A 13,715-nucleotide genomic window follows, 5' to 3' on the forward strand; every position below is an offset into this window, starting at 1 on the left:
CCGTCCGTCAGGTGGTCGCGATCGCGAGCCGCGTCAGCGACCCAGGAACTTCTGCAGCGACGCGAGCTCTTCCTCGGTCGGTGCCTTGCCGCCCTTGGCGCCCCCGAGGCCGAGGCCGGACCCCTGCGGGGCCTGCTGCGGCGCAGCCGCCGCGCCGGCAGCCAAGGCCGCGCGCTTGGCGGGGTTGCCCACCTTCGACTTCTTCTTGCCGCCCTGCTGCTGCTTCTTGCCGCCGTGCATGCCCGGGATCGGACCCATGCCCGGCATCTGCGGCACGCCACCGCGGGCGACGGTCTTCATCATCTTGGCGGCCTGCTCGAAGCGGTTGACCAGCGCGTTGACCTCGGTGACCGTCGATCCGGCACCGCGCGCGATGCGCAGACGGCGCGAACCGTTGAGGAGCTTCGGGAGCTCGCGCTCCTGGGGCGTCATCGACTGGATGATCGCCTCGGTGCGGACGATCTCGCGCTCGTCGAAGTTGTCGAGCGCCTCGCGCATGCCCTTGGCTCCCGGGAGCATGCCGAGCATGCCCTTGATGGAGCCGGCCTTGCGGAGCTGCTGCATCTGCTGCAGGAAGTCGTTCAGCGTGAAGTTGTCGGTCGCGATCTTGTCCGCGACCTTGCGCGCCTCTTCCTCGTCGAAGGCGCCCTGCGCCTGCTCGATGAGGGACAGGATGTCGCCGAGGTCGAGGATGCGGCTCGCCATGCGGTCCGGGTGGAACGGCTCGAAGTCGTCGAGCGACTCACCCGTCGACGCGAACATGATCGGACGGCCGGTCACGCTGGCCACCGACAGGGCGGCACCACCGCGGGCGTCACCGTCGAGCTTCGAGAGCACGACACCGGTGAAGTCGACGCCTTCCTGGAACGCACGGGCCGTGTTGACGGCGTCCTGACCGATCATCGCGTCGATGACGAACAGGACCTCGTCCGGGTCGACGGCCTTGCGGATGTTCGCGGCCTGCTTCATCAGCTCGGCATCCACACCGAGTCGACCGGCGGTGTCGACGATGACGGTGTCGTACTGCTGGTCGATCGCGGCCTTGATGGCGTTCTTGGCGACCTTGACCGGGTCGCCGACACCGTTGCCGGGCTCGGGAGCGAACACGTGCACGCCGGCCTGCTCGCCGACGACCTGCAGCTGCTGCACGGCGTTCGGACGCTGGAGGTCCGCCGCGACGAGCATCGGGGTGTGGCCGTCCTTCTTGAGCCACTTGCCGAGCTTGCCCGCGAGGGTGGTCTTACCGGCACCCTGCAGACCCGCGAGCATGATGACCGTCGGCGGCTTCTTCGCGAACTCGAGCCGTCGCTGCTGCCCGCCCAGGATGCCGACGAGTTCCTCGTTGACGATCTGGACGACCTGCTGCGCCGGGTTGAGCGCGCGGTTGACCTCGTCGGAGAGGGCACGCTCGCGCACCGATGCGGTGAACGCCTTGACGACCTCGAGCGCGACGTCGGCGTCGAGGAGCGCCCGCCGGATCTCGCGGACGGTGCCGTCGACGTCGGACGGAGTCAGCCGACCCTTGCTCCGCAGATTGCGGAAGGTCTCGGTCAGCCGATCGGAGAGTGAACCGAATTGCGCCATGATCCGTCGATTCTACAAGGCTCCCGCCGACGGCACCGGCCCGTTCACCGCAGGAGGACACCCTCGGTCAGTCCGACCGGTGCGTCGAGCCCCACGTCGATGACCACCGGCGCGCTCGACGGACTCCGGTCACCGGTCGGGAACCAGCGCCGGTCGGGCGACACCAGGATCACGAGACCGTCCACGTCACCGACCGCCGCGAAGGACTCCCCCGGCGGGTTGGCGTACGGCTCGAGACCGGCGCGTCGCAGGGCCGAGGCTGCGCCGAGGACGTCGGGGACGGGGACGCCGACCTCACTGACCGAGACGAGCGGGACGCCGGCGTCGGAGTCGCTGCCGGTGCCGGTACCGTCGCCGGCGCCGACGCGCCGGGCGCCCGACTCCAGGTCCCGCCGCTCGATGAGTTCGAGGAGCTGCTGGTCGGGCCCCTCGAAGTAGACCGACCGCGAGTTCCAGTTCGGCGGCCCCTCGAACTCGTCCTGGTCAGCGGTACCGAGCACCGTCGTCAGTCCGGCGATCCAGGCCTTGGCCGCGTCGAAGGTCCCCGTCGGGATCGTGATCGCCAGGTGCAGGGCTCCGGTCATCTCCGGCAGTTCACGGAACACGAGGAGCGTCGACCCCACCACGATGCGCACCGTGGCGTCGACGATCTCGACCGAGCACCCCAGTCGTTCCCAGAACCGGGCGGTGTCGGCGAGCGAGCGGGTGGCGAGCTGTACCTGTCGGATGTCCATGCCCCCATCGGACCATCTCGACCATTGTTGAGGTCAAGCACCCGGTTGTTGGACGCCGTCCAGAAACTGTCGTACGCTCGCCGCATGCCGGAACTCGAGATCGTCCGCCACCACGGCCTGCTCGACTACTCGGACGGCCTCACCCTGCAGCGGGACCTGCACGCCGACGTCGTCGCCGGCCGTTCCCCCGGGGCCCTCGTGCTGTGCGAGCACCCGTCCGTGTACACCGCCGGACGCCGCACCGAACCGTCCGACCTGCCGACGAACGGCGCCCCGGTCGTCGACACCGACCGTGGCGGACGCATCACCTGGCACGGCCCGGGGCAGCTGGTCGCCTACCCGATCGTCCGGCTCGCCGAACCCCTCGACGTCGTCGCCTGGGTGCGTGACCTGGAGCAGGTCGTCATCGACGCCGCGGCTGCCGTCGGCGTGCACGCCGAACGGGTCGCGGGTCGCAGCGGCGCCTGGGTGCCGGGCACGGACGGCTCCCCCGCCGCCAAGGTCGGCGCGATCGGCCTGCACGTCGCCGAGGGCGTGACGAGTCACGGCATCGCGATCAACTGCGACAACGCCCTCGACGCCTACGCCGCGATCGTCCCGTGCGGCATCGCGGACGCCGGGGTCACGACGCTGAGCGCCGCGGCGGCGCACGCAGGTCGTGCCCACGTGACCGTCGACGACCTCGCACCCCTGGTCGCGGACCGCGTCCGACAGGCCGTCGACGGCATGCACAGCGGCCGCCGGATCAGCGCGACGGCCCCCAGCACCAGCACGAGCACGAGCACGAGCACGAGCACGAGCACCAGCACCGCGCCCGCCCGACAGGAGACCCTCGTATGACCCTCGCCCCCGAAGGCCGCCGCATGCTCCGGGTCGAGGCCCGGAACGCCGAGACCCCGATCGAGACGAAGCCCGCGTGGATCAAGACCCGTGCCACGCAGGGCCCCGAGTTCCGCGAGCTGTCGAGCCTGGTGCGCGAGAAGCAGCTGCACACCGTCTGCCAGGAAGCCGGCTGCCCGAACATCTTCGAGTGCTGGGAGGACCGCGAGGCCACCTTCCTGATCGGCGGCTCGCAGTGCACCCGTCGCTGCGACTTCTGCCAGATCGACAGCGGCAAGCCGGAACCGCTCGACCGCGACGAGCCCCGCCGGGTCGCGGACTCCGTGGCGGAGATGGGCCTGCGGTACGCGACCGTGACCGGCGTCGCACGCGACGACCTGCCCGACGGCGGTTCCTGGCTCTACGCCGAGACCATCCGCGCAATCCACGAGCACTCCCCCGGCACCGGCGTCGAGATCCTGGTGCCGGACTTCAACGGGCGACCGGACCAGCTCGGCCGGGTGTTCGACGCCCGCCCCGAGGTCTTCGCCCACAACGTCGAGACCGTCCCGCGGATCTTCAAGCGGATCCGGCCGGCGTTCACGTTCGAACGGTCCCTCGACGTCATCACCCAGGGCCGCGACGCCGGACTGGTCACGAAGTCGAACCTGATCCTCGGCATGGGCGAGGAGCGCGTCGAGATCGAGGACGCCCTGCAGCGCCTGTACGACGCGGGCACGGACATCATCACGCTGACGCAGTACCTCCGCCCGTCGCCCCGGCACCTGCCGGTCGCGCGCTGGGTCAGCCCTGCGGAGTTCGTCGAGCTCCGCGAGGTCGCCGAACAGATGGGCTTCGCCGGGGTGCTCGCCGGACCGCTGGTCCGGTCGTCGTACCGGGCGGGGCGGCTGTGGGCGCGGGCGACGGTGGCCCGCGGCGGCTCGGTTCCCGAGCACCTGGCCCACCTGCTCGACGCGACCCCTGGTCGCCAGGCCGTCTGACGCGCGCGGCTCGCGCGGCGTACGCGTCGCGGCGTACGCGGCGCGGCCGGCGTTTCGCGCTGAGCGACACTTCACGGGCTGCGGAGCACGTGAACTGTCGCTCACGCCGAAACTCGGCGCATCCGGACGACGCCCGGACGGACGGGAGGCGCGGTGCCAGCTGGCACCGCGCCTCCTGTCCGTCAGGTGGTGACGGCTACTTCACGTCGGCCTCGACCGACTCCTTCGGCTGGCCGGTCGGGGTGAGCCCGCGCTCCTGGCGGCGCTTCGAGACCACCAGCGACGCGGTCGTGGCGACCGCGATCGTCAGCGCGATGAAGCCCAGCGAGAACCAGATCGGGATCTCCGGCGCCCACTCGATGTGCTCGCCACCGTTGATGAAGGGCAGCTCGTTGACGTGCATGGCGTGGAAGACGAGCTTCACACCGATGAACGCCAGGATGACGGCCAGGCCTTGACCCAGGTAGATGAGGCGCTCGAGCAGGCCGGCGATCAGGAAGTACAGCTGCCGGAGGCCGAGCAGCGAGAACGCGTTCGCCGTGAACACGATGAAGGCGTCCTGCGTCAGCCCGAAGATCGCGGGGATCGAGTCGAGCGCGAAGAGCACGTCGGTCAGGCCGATGGCGACCATGACGAGCAGCATCGGGGTGAACAGCCGCTTGCCGTCGACACGGGTGGTCAGACGGTCGCCGTCGTAGTGGTCCGAGGTCGGGATGATGCGCTTGAGGATCCGGATGAGCCGGGATTCGCCCTCGCTGCCGTGGTCGTTGCCGCTGCGGGCCTGCGACCAGGCGAGCCAGAACAGCAGCGCACCGAACAGGTAGAAGACCCACGAGAAGTTCTCGATGATCGTGACGCCGAGGGCGATGAAGACGCCCCGGGCGACGAGCGCGATCGCGACGCCGACCAGCAGGACCTTCTGCTGGAACTCCTTCGGCACGGCGAAGCTCGACATGATGATGAGGAAGACGAAGAGGTTGTCGACCGACAACGCCTTCTCGGTCAGCCAGCCGGCGAAGTACTCACCACCGGCCTGCCCGCCGCCGAACACCAGGATCCCGATGCCGAACAGGATCGCCAGCCCGATGTAGAAGGCGGACCAGAACGCGGATTCGCGGATGTGGGGCACGTGCGGCGTGCGGACGTGCGAGTAGAAGTCGAACACCAGCAGCGCGAGGATGCCGGCGATCGTGATGAGCCAGACGAAGAGTGGGACGTCCACGGTTTCCTTCAGGTAGGGCGCGCCGCTGATGTGCGGGTACGCCGAGGCCTGAAGGTCTCTTCCGTCGCACGGCACCGGAACCGGTGTCGCACGACCGGCGCCCCGGGGCCGGATCGTTCCGGACCGTACTGACGGGGTCACCGAGAGGGAATACTCCCCTTCGTGTTCCCGAGCATACCGGGCACAGCGGACATGTGCCGCGCTCTAAGCTGGGAGCATGGCGAGTTCCTGGTCACTGTCCTCACGGCTGCGCGGCCTCTTCCAGCGCAAGACGATCGACGAGACCACGTGGGAGGACCTGGAGACCGCCCTCATCGGCGCCGACTTCGGGCCCGACATCTCCGAGGAGATCATCGAGGACCTGCACGCCCGCGTCGACCGGTACGGCACGACCGACCCCGCCGACCTGCAGCGCATGCTCCGCGAGGTCCTCGAGGAACGGCTCTCCAAGCTCGACACCACCCTGAAGCTCAGCGCGCGGCCCGCCGTGGTGCTCGTCGTCGGGGTGAACGGCGTCGGCAAGACCACGACGATCGGCAAGTTCGCCAAGTTCCTGAAGACCTACGACCGCACGGTGCTCGTCGGGGCGGCGGACACGTTCCGCGCCGCGGCGGTCGAGCAGGTCGCCACCTGGGCCCAGCGCGCCGGGGTCGACGTCGTCCGTCCGTCGCAGCCCGGGCAGGACCCGGCGTCGGTGGCGTACCAGACCGTCGAGAAGGCGATCCGCGACCAGACCGAGATCGTCGTCATCGACACCGCCGGGCGTCTGCACACCAAGGCCGGCCTGATGGACGAGCTCACCAAGATCAAGCGCGTGGTCGAGAAGCAGACCGAGATCAGCGAGGTCCTGCTCGTCCTCGACGCGACGACGGGCCAGAACGGCCTCGCACAGGCCCAGGCCTTCATCGAGGGTGCCGGCGTGACCGGCCTCGTCATCACCAAGCTCGACGGCTCGGCCAAGGCCGGCTTCGTCCTGAGCGTGCAGGAGAAGACCGGCATCCCGATCAAGCTCATCGGGCAGGGCGAGGGCATCAACGACCTGACGGGCTTCACGCCGCACGTCTTCGTGCAGAACCTCGTCGGCTGAGCGAACGCGTCGGCACGCCGAGGAGTAGCGTCCCTGACGGTCCGGGCATCTGCTCGGTCTCGTTCCAGGGATAGGAGACCCTCATGCCCGCACTGCTGATCATCGCGATCATCGTCGGCCTCGTCCTGCTCTTCAGCGGCATCTTCGTCGGTGCGCTGAAGTTCCTGCTCTGGGTGGGCATCGTGCTCATCCTGCTGGCGGTCATCGGCTGGCTGCTCCGGACGATCCGCGGTCGCGCGTAGCGACCCGGCGTCCTGTCCGGACGCACCTGACAGAACGGGAGGCGCGGTGCCAGCTGGCACCGCGCCTCCCGTCTGCCGTCCGGTCGCGACCAGGACGCCTAGGCGACCGCGTCCGCCGGCTCGCGCTTCTGCACCCGCTGCCCGACGACCGCCGAGACGCCGTCCTGCCGCATCGACACCCCGTACAGGGCGTCGGCGATCTCCATCGTCCGCTTCTGGTGCGTGATGACGATGAGCTGGGACGACTCGCGCAGACGCTCGAACACGGTGAGCAGGCGGCCCAGGTTGGCGTCGTCGAGTGCCGCCTCGACCTCGTCCATGATGTAGAACGGCGACGGCCGCGCGGTGAAGATCGCGACGAGGAGCGCCACCGCCGCCAGGGACCGCTCGCCGCCGGACAGCAGGGTCAGGCGGTCGATCTTCTTGCCGGCGGGCTTCACCTGCACGTCGATCCCGGTGCCGAGCAGGTCGGTCGGGTCGGTCAGGTTGATGGACCCCGAGCCGCCCGGGAACAGGATCGGGAAGATGACGTCGAACGCTTCCTTCGTGTCGTTGAACGCGGACTCGAAGATCGTCTGCATCTTCGTGTCGAGCTCGTCGATGATCGTCAGCAGGTCCGTCCGGGTCTTCTGCAGGTCCTCGAGCTGCTCGGCAAGGAACGCGTGCCGCTGCTCGAGCGCCTGGAACTCCTCGAGCGCGAGCGGGTTCACCTTGCCGAGCTGTCCGAGGTCGCGCTCCGCGGCCTTGAGCCGGCGCTCCTGCTCGGCACGGACGTAGGGCACGGTCTCGACGTCGGCGGGGTCGATCTCGTCGGTCGTGTCGAACTCGGGCAGCGCCGGGCCGCCGGGCAGGGTGGACTCCGCGTCGACGAGGGCCACGTCGTCGGTTTCGGGGCCCGCTTGTGCCGCAGCTTCCTCCGGCTCGGTCACGCCCGCGGCCTCGGCGGCGGCGGCCGCAGCCGCGCGCTCCGCCTCTCGGTGCTTCCGCGCGCGCACCCGCGGGTCCACGAGCACGTCGACGGGCACCGGCACGTGCGGCCCGTACTCGGCCACCAGCACGGCCTCGGACAGCCCGAGCTCGCTCTGCGCCCGGTCGAGGACGCCGGACACGTGCAGCTTCTTCTCGTAGATCTCCATCTCGAGCGAGTGCACGCCGTCGGTGATGGTCTGCAGGCGGTCCCGGAGCTCGCGCTCCTCGTTGCGGATCGTCTGCAGCTCGGTGTTGCGCTTCGACCGCTCGGCTTCCTCCGTCGCCAGCTGCACCCGCGCTTCGGCCAGCGAGCGGTCGACGGCACCGAGCACCCCGGGCAGGTCGGCGAGGACGGCTTCGGCGGTCCGGATCTGGCCACGGCGGATGACGGCGAGCCGCGCGGCCTCCTCGGCGGCGGCGCGCTCGGCCTCGAGCTGGCGGTCGAGCTGGTCGGCGCGGTTCCGTTCGGCGCGCACGCGCTCGCGCACGGTCTCCACCTGGATCCGCTGCTCGACCTCGGCGGCACGTGCGGCCTCGAGCGCGTCCTGCAGCGCGGGACGCTCGGACGCGTCGACCACGGGGCGCTCCTGGTCGGTGAAGGCACGGTGCGCCGACTCGGCCTCGGCCAGCACCGCGTCGGCGGTCTCGACGGCGCCGTCGGTCTCGGCCAGCGCGGCACGCAGCCGCTCGACCTCGGCCGCGGCGTTCTCCGCCTTCGCCCGCGTCGACGCACTCGTGCGGTCGTACTCGGCCTTCGCCCGCGTGTAGGCGCGGGAGGCTGCGTCGGCCTCGTCCGCACGGCGGCGTGCGTCCTCGACGGCGCTGCGCGCGGCCTGGAGGCCCGTGGCCGCGTCCTCGGCGTCGGTCGCGATCGCGTCGCGTCGCGTCACGGCGTCGTCGCGCTCCGCGACGAGCTCGATGCGCGAGGTCACGCGCTCCCCGCCGCCGGTCACGCGGACCGCACGGACGAGGTCGCCGGACCGCGTGACCACCGTGGCGTGCGGGGCGGCCGTGAGCACGGCCTCCAGGTCGAGGTCGTCGGTCTCCGCGACCAGCGTGTCCCGCAGGATCGACGCGAGCGCCGGCGGTCCCTGCACCAGGTCCGTGGCACGGCGGACGTCGGCCGGCAGGGTCTCGGGCAGGGCCACTGGGACGGACGCGGCGTCCGCGACGACGACGTCGATCCGGCCGAGGTCGGCAGCGCGGGCGTGGTCGACGGCGTCGAGCGCCGCACCGCGGTCGTCGGCGAGGACGGCGTCGGCGAGTCCCTCGAGCGCGGTGGCGATCGCGGCCTCGAACCCGGGCGACACCGTCAGACTGTCGGCCAGGCGACCGACGATGCCCGCGCGACCGGCGTCGATCAGTGCCTGCGAACCGTCGCGGACCTCGATCGACATGCCGAGCGCGGTGACCCGGGCGTCGAGGGCGTCCCGCTCGCGTTCGAGGGCGTGGAGCCGGTCGCGCTGCTCGTCGCGCGCGGTCTGGGCCCGTTCGAGCTCGGCGCGCGCCTGCTCGAGGGTCTGCGCGAGCGCGGTCTCGTCGACCCCCTCGGACGGGTCGACACCGAGTTCGGCGAGGGCCGCCGCGGCACGCTCGGCACGCTCCCCCGCCTCGGCCAGAGCCCGCTCCCGCCGCTCGCGGTCGGCGACGGCGGAACCGCGCTTCGACCGGGCGACGTCGACGGCGCTGGTGAGCCGCTGCGCCTCGAGGTCGTGCTGCGAGACCCGGGCAGCCTGGGCGGCGATGCGTTCGTCCAGGGCGTCCAGCGCGGCGCGGGCGTCCTGCACCGCGCGGGCGGTCGTCGCCGAACCGCCCTGCATCTCGTCGGCGCGGGCGGCGAGGCGGTCGGCCTCGGCACGGACCCCGGCGACCTGCTCCTGGGTGACGGTCGGGCCCTGCTGTGGCGCGTCGGCCTGCTGCGCGAGGAACATCAGGCGCTGGTTCGCCAGGCTCGACAGGCCGCGGAGGCGCTCCTGCACGCTCTCGAGCCGGTGCACGACGGTGCGCGCGCGGTCGACGTCGTCGCCGACCACGCTCTGCTCGACGTGCTGCTGGCGCACCCGGGTCTGGTCGAGCCGCTCGGTCAGGACGATGCGCTCGGACTTGCGGCCCGCCTCGACCTCCTGGTGGTCGTGCAGCTCGCGGCGCAGGCGCACCACGTCGTCGGCGAGGATGCGGGCCTTGGCGTCGCGGAAGACCGCGGCCACCGACTGGGCCTTGCGTGCGACCTCGGCCTGCCGCCCGAGGGGCTTCAGCTGCCGCCGGATCTCACCGGCCAGGTCGGACAGCCGGGTCAGGTTCGTCTGCATCGCGTCGAGCTTGCGGAGGGTCTTCTCCTTGCGGCGACGGTGCTTCAGGATCCCCGCGGCCTCCTCGATGAAGCCGCGGCGGTCCTCGGGGGTGGCGTGCAGCACCTTGTCGAGCTGCCCCTGCCCGACGATCACGTGCATCTCACGGCCGAGGCCGGTGTCGCTCAGCAGCTCCTGGACATCGAGCAGCCGGCAGTTCTCGCCGTTGATGGCGTACTCGCTGCCACCGTTGCGGAACAGCGTGCGTGCGATCGTCACCTCGGAGTACTCGATCGGCAGCAGGCCGTCGCTGTTGTCGATGGTCAGCAGCACCTGGGCACGGCCGAGCGGACCGCGGGTCGAGGTGCCGGCGAAGATGACGTCCTCCATCTTGCCGCCGCGCAGGGTCTTCGCCCCCTGCTCCCCCATCACCCAGGCCAGGGCGTCCACCACGTTCGACTTGCCGGAGCCGTTCGGGCCGACGATGCACGTCACGCCCGGCTCGAACGCGAACGTCGTCGGCTGCGCGAAGGACTTGAACCCCTTGATGGTCAGGCTCTTCAAGTACATGCGGTCTCCGGATGCTCTGGTTGGCGTCAGGCTAACGCGTGCGGGCGCGGGGACGGGGTTGGCACACGGGGCAGCTGTGGCTCGACCGGTTCATGAAGGCCTCGCGCACGATCGTCGTACCGCAGCGTGGACACGGCTTCCCCTGCTGCCCGTAGACGTTCAGGCGCTGCGAGAAGTACCCGGACTGCCCGTTGACGTTGACGTACTGGGCGTCGAAGCTCGTGCCGCCGTCCTCGAGCGCCCGGCGCAGGATGGCGCGGACCTCGTCGAGCAGCCGACGCAGGTCGGCACGGGTGAGGCGGTCGGCGGCGCGGTCGTAGTGCAGCTTCGCGGCCCAGAGCGACTCGTCGGCGTAGATGTTGCCGATGCCGCTCACGACGCCCTGGTCGAGCAGCACCCGCTTGATGCCGCTCGACCGCTTCCGTGCCATCGCGGTGAACCGGTCGTCGTCGAAGGCGGGGTCGAGCGGGTCACGGGCGATGTGCGACACCTGCCCGGGCACCCACCGACGCCACACGGCATCGGGGTCGATCGCGTCGACCTGCCCGCCGAACCCGGCGGGAGCACCGTCGATCGTCGGCACCATCGCGTCGATCGCCATCGAGCCGAACGTGCGCTGGTCGACGAACTCGAGTTCCACCGGGGGCTCCGCCGCACCCAAGCGGTCGGTGCCCGAGGGCTGTACGTCGATGAGGATCCGACGGTGCTTGGCCGCCGGTCGACCACGGCCGAGCAGGATCTGCCCGCTCATGCCGAGGTGGGCGACGAGTGCCTCGGGGCGGTCCCCGTCGTGCTCGGGCTGCAGCGGCATCCAGAGGAACTTGCCCCGGCGGACGGCAGCGGCGATCGTGCGACCGGTCAGTCGGTCGGCGAAGTCCTCGGCGGGGCCGTCGTGCCGGGTGAGGGCACGGTCGTCGACCACGTCGACGTGCAGGACCCGCGCGCCGCTGACGGCGGGTTCGAGGCCGGCGCGGACGACCTCGACCTCGGGGAGTTCGGGCACGCGGTCAGGCCGCTCGGCCGGACAGCCGGGTCCAGGCGTCGAGCGCTGCGGCCATCTCGGCGGCCTTCTTGCTCGACCCGGTGCCGGTGGCGATGTCCTCGCCCTGCAGGACGACCGTCGCCATGAAGGTCTTGTCGTGGTCCGGGCCGGTCTCGGTGACGCGGTACGCCGGGTTGCCGAGGGAACGACTCGAGGCGAGCTCCTGCAGGCTCGTCTTCGGGTCCATCGCGGCGCCGAAGCGGTCCGGGTCGATCATGAGCGGTTCGACCAGGCGGAGCACGAGCTCGGTGGCCGGGTCGGGGCCGGCCGACAGGTACGTCGCGCCGATGACGGCTTCGACGGTGTCGGCCAGGATCGACGACTTGTCGCGCCCGCCGGTCTGTTCCTCGCCCTTGCCGAGGCGCAGGTAGCGGCCGAGCCCGATCATCCGGGCGATCTCGGCCAGCGCCACGGTCGACACCAGGCTCGCCCGACGCTTGGCGAGGTCACCCTCGTCGAGGTCGGGGAACGACCGGTAGAGCTTCACGGTCACGGCCTGGCCGAGGATCGAGTCCCCGAGGAACTCGAGGCGCTCGTTGTGCTTGATGCCCCCGTGCTCGTAGGCGTAGGAGCGGTGCGTCAGGGCGAGCTGGAGCAGCTCGAGGTCGATGTCGGCCCCGAGGATGCCCTGCAGACGAACGACGTCCGGCCCCGCGGGGCGAGACCCCGCAGCGCCGGACGTTGTCGTCATGCGTTCGGTCCGATCAGACGTCGGCGACCTTGCGGCCCTTGTACTCCATGTACAGGGGCGTGCCGGCCGAGTCCTCGACGACCTTCGCGCGGTGCGGGAGGCTGTAGGTGACCTGACCGTTCTCGATCGTCTTCACGAGCTGGATCGGCGTGGCCTTCCACTGCGAACGACGGGCGTGCGTGTTCGCACGGGACTGCTTGCGCTTGGGAACGGCCATGGTGAATCTCTTTCGGTTGGTCGGTGGTCGGTACGGGGGCTGGCGGTGTCGGGACCTACTCGGTCTCGGCCCGCTCCTCGCCCTCGGTGGTCTTCGGTGCGGTGGTGTCACCGTCGGTGCTGTCGTCGAGCTCGATCGCGCTGAGCGCTGCCCAGCGGGGATCCAGCACCTGACGAGCGGGCTGCTCGCCGAGGTCGGCCAGACGCTCACCCGTCACCGGGTCGAGTCCTGGGCAGTCCGGTCGGCAGACCGGCTGGAACGGCAGCGACAGCACCACCGCATCTCGAACGACCTGTTCGGTGTCCACGTGGTCATCGCGAACGAAGAAGTCGAAATCCTCCGAGGCATCATACGCGAACAGCTCGGCGAAATCGACCTCGATCGGTTCGCTGATGTCGATGAGGCAGCGCGAGCACTCCCCCGTGGCGTCGGCCGAAGCGTGTCCGGACACGAGGACACCCTCGTGCAGGCCTTCGAGCTTGACGTCGATGTGCAGTTCGGCACCCTGTCGGACGCCGATCAGACCGGCCCCCATCGCGTCGGGCACCTCGATGTCGAGCGAGAGCTCGCGCATCTCACCCGGCCGGTGCGCGAGGTCGCGCACGCGCAGGGCGTAGGGGCTGTTCACGGGGGAAGACACGATCGACAAGCCTAGCGCGATCGGGGCCGAGAGTCGAGGTGGCGACAGGCGTGTCCGGACGCGGTGGGCGCAGTGCGCGTGCCGGCCGGGCTGCGCAGGCGCGCTCAGCGGGCCGCGAGCGCGTCGGCGACCGTCTTCGGCACGTAGGGCGTGACGTCACCGCCGAGGGACGACACCTGCCGGATCAGCGAGCTCGACACGTGCGCCCGCGACGCCTCGGGCAGCAGGAACACCGTCTCGACGTCGGCCAGGTGGCGGTTCATGATGGCCATCGGGGTCTCGTACGCGACGTCCTCGCCGGACCGCACGCCCTTCACCAGGACCTTCGCCCCGACCTGGCGGCAGTAGTCCACCAGCAGGCCGGACGTCCACTCGCCCACCGTGACCGTGTCCGGCGCGCCGACCTCGACCAGCGAGTCGCGGATGAGCCGCACCCGGTCGACCGCCTCGAACATCGCCGGCTTCTTGTCGGGGTTGTGCACCACGAGGACGTGCACCTCGTCGAAGAGCCCGGCCGCACGGCCGATGACGTCGAGGTGCCCGAGGGTGACGGGGTCGAAGGAACCGGGGACCACCGCGATCTGCGCCATGGCAGCGACGATACCGCGC

At 70.8% G+C, this 13,715-nt stretch carries 13 protein-coding genes; 4 read left to right on the top strand and 9 right to left on the bottom strand.

Annotation, left to right across the window (positions count from 1 at the left end; all coding sequences use genetic code 11):
• Positions 1-33: 33 nt before the first annotated feature.
• Positions 34-1,584 carry a signal recognition particle protein gene (gene ffh, locus BIU89_RS04375; RefSeq protein ID WP_027465889.1) on the bottom strand — a complete coding sequence of 517 codons (1,551 nt, stop codon included), beginning with the start codon at positions 1,582-1,584 and terminating at the stop codon, positions 34-36.
• Between the two features lie 44 nt (positions 1,585-1,628).
• Positions 1,629-2,318 carry a VOC family protein gene (locus tag BIU89_RS04380; protein ID WP_071244862.1) on the bottom strand — a complete coding sequence of 230 codons (690 nt, stop codon included), beginning with the start codon at positions 2,316-2,318 and terminating at the stop codon, positions 1,629-1,631.
• Between the two features lie 84 nt (positions 2,319-2,402).
• On the opposite strand from BIU89_RS04380, the gene lipB reads away from it, so the two are divergent.
• A complete protein-coding gene (gene lipB, locus BIU89_RS04385) occupies positions 2,403-3,158 on the top strand; it encodes a lipoyl(octanoyl) transferase LipB (RefSeq protein WP_071244935.1) in 756 nt (251 codons plus the stop codon).
• Positions 3,155-4,138 (top strand): lipoyl synthase, encoded by a 984-nt coding sequence (gene lipA, locus BIU89_RS04390; protein WP_071244863.1) that lies wholly within the window; start codon positions 3,155-3,157, stop codon positions 4,136-4,138. The genes lipB and lipA overlap by 4 nt, the downstream gene beginning before the upstream one ends.
• 196 nt (positions 4,139-4,334) lie before the next feature.
• On the opposite strand, the gene BIU89_RS04395 is transcribed toward lipA, so the two are convergent.
• Positions 4,335-5,360: a TerC family protein gene (locus BIU89_RS04395; protein ID WP_071244864.1), complete on the bottom strand. Its 1,026-nt coding sequence runs from the start codon at positions 5,358-5,360 to the stop codon at positions 4,335-4,337.
• 217 nt (positions 5,361-5,577) lie between these two features.
• Here BIU89_RS04395 and ftsY point away from each other — a divergent pair, with 217 nt between their 5' ends.
• On the top strand, positions 5,578-6,447 hold the full coding sequence (gene ftsY, locus BIU89_RS04400) for a signal recognition particle-docking protein FtsY (RefSeq protein WP_027465892.1): 870 nt from the start codon (positions 5,578-5,580) through the stop codon (positions 6,445-6,447).
• 83 nt (positions 6,448-6,530) lie between these two features.
• Positions 6,531-6,689 carry a hypothetical protein gene (locus tag BIU89_RS18370; protein WP_171907827.1) on the top strand — a complete coding sequence of 53 codons (159 nt, stop codon included), beginning with the start codon at positions 6,531-6,533 and terminating at the stop codon, positions 6,687-6,689.
• Between the two features lie 98 nt (positions 6,690-6,787).
• Here BIU89_RS18370 and BIU89_RS04405 read toward each other — a convergent pair whose 3' ends face one another.
• The 6 genes from BIU89_RS04405 to coaD form a co-directional block, all read right to left on the bottom strand.
• Complete coding sequence (locus tag BIU89_RS04405; RefSeq protein ID WP_071244865.1) at positions 6,788-10,516, bottom strand: AAA family ATPase; 3,729 nt, start codon at positions 10,514-10,516, stop codon at positions 6,788-6,790.
• Positions 10,517-10,547: 31 nt separating this feature from the next.
• Positions 10,548-11,519 carry a bifunctional DNA-formamidopyrimidine glycosylase/DNA-(apurinic or apyrimidinic site) lyase gene (gene mutM, locus BIU89_RS04410; protein ID WP_071244866.1) on the bottom strand — a complete coding sequence of 324 codons (972 nt, stop codon included), beginning with the start codon at positions 11,517-11,519 and terminating at the stop codon, positions 10,548-10,550.
• 4 nt (positions 11,520-11,523) lie between these two features.
• On the bottom strand, positions 11,524-12,249 hold the full coding sequence (gene rnc, locus BIU89_RS04415; RefSeq protein WP_173034235.1) for a ribonuclease III: 726 nt from the start codon (positions 12,247-12,249) through the stop codon (positions 11,524-11,526).
• Positions 12,250-12,262: 13 nt separating this feature from the next.
• Entirely contained in the window at positions 12,263-12,466 is a 204-nt protein-coding gene (gene rpmF / locus BIU89_RS04420) for a 50S ribosomal protein L32 (protein WP_017888273.1), read from the bottom strand.
• 55 nt (positions 12,467-12,521) lie between these two features.
• Positions 12,522-13,094 (bottom strand): YceD family protein, encoded by a 573-nt coding sequence (locus BIU89_RS04425; protein ID WP_071244867.1) that lies wholly within the window; start codon positions 13,092-13,094, stop codon positions 12,522-12,524.
• A gap of 116 nt (positions 13,095-13,210) precedes the next feature.
• The gene (gene coaD / locus BIU89_RS04430; protein WP_071244868.1) at positions 13,211-13,696 is read right to left on the bottom strand and encodes a pantetheine-phosphate adenylyltransferase; all 486 of its coding nucleotides are present in this window, start codon (positions 13,694-13,696) and stop codon (positions 13,211-13,213) included.
• Between the last annotated feature and the right edge of the window lie 19 nt (positions 13,697-13,715).

Origin of the sequence: Curtobacterium sp. MCBA15_005 (assembly GCF_001864855.1) — a bacterium.
In the GTDB taxonomy this organism is placed as follows: domain Bacteria; phylum Actinomycetota; class Actinomycetes; order Actinomycetales; family Microbacteriaceae; genus Curtobacterium; species Curtobacterium flaccumfaciens.

Excerpts from the sequence above, each read along its gene's own strand:
- lipB (WP_071244935.1), top strand. The coding sequence starts at position 2,403 with ATGCCGGAACTCGAGATCGTCCGCCACCACGGCCTGCTCGACTACTCG.
- ftsY (WP_027465892.1), top strand. The coding sequence starts at position 5,578 with ATGGCGAGTTCCTGGTCACTGTCCTCACGGCTGCGCGGCCTCTTCCAG.
- BIU89_RS18370 (WP_171907827.1), top strand. The coding sequence starts at position 6,531 with ATGCCCGCACTGCTGATCATCGCGATCATCGTCGGCCTCGTCCTGCTC.
- ffh (WP_027465889.1), bottom strand. The coding sequence starts at position 1,584 with ATGGCGCAATTCGGTTCACTCTCCGATCGGCTGACCGAGACCTTCCGC.
- coaD (WP_071244868.1), bottom strand. The coding sequence starts at position 13,696 with ATGGCGCAGATCGCGGTGGTCCCCGGTTCCTTCGACCCCGTCACCCTC.
- rnc (WP_173034235.1), bottom strand. The coding sequence starts at position 12,249 with ATGACGACAACGTCCGGCGCTGCGGGGTCTCGCCCCGCGGGGCCGGAC.
- BIU89_RS04405 (WP_071244865.1), bottom strand. The coding sequence starts at position 10,516 with ATGTACTTGAAGAGCCTGACCATCAAGGGGTTCAAGTCCTTCGCGCAG.
- rpmF (WP_017888273.1), bottom strand. The coding sequence starts at position 12,466 with ATGGCCGTTCCCAAGCGCAAGCAGTCCCGTGCGAACACGCACGCCCGT.
- lipA (WP_071244863.1), top strand. The coding sequence starts at position 3,155 with ATGACCCTCGCCCCCGAAGGCCGCCGCATGCTCCGGGTCGAGGCCCGG.
- BIU89_RS04380 (WP_071244862.1), bottom strand. The coding sequence starts at position 2,318 with ATGGACATCCGACAGGTACAGCTCGCCACCCGCTCGCTCGCCGACACC.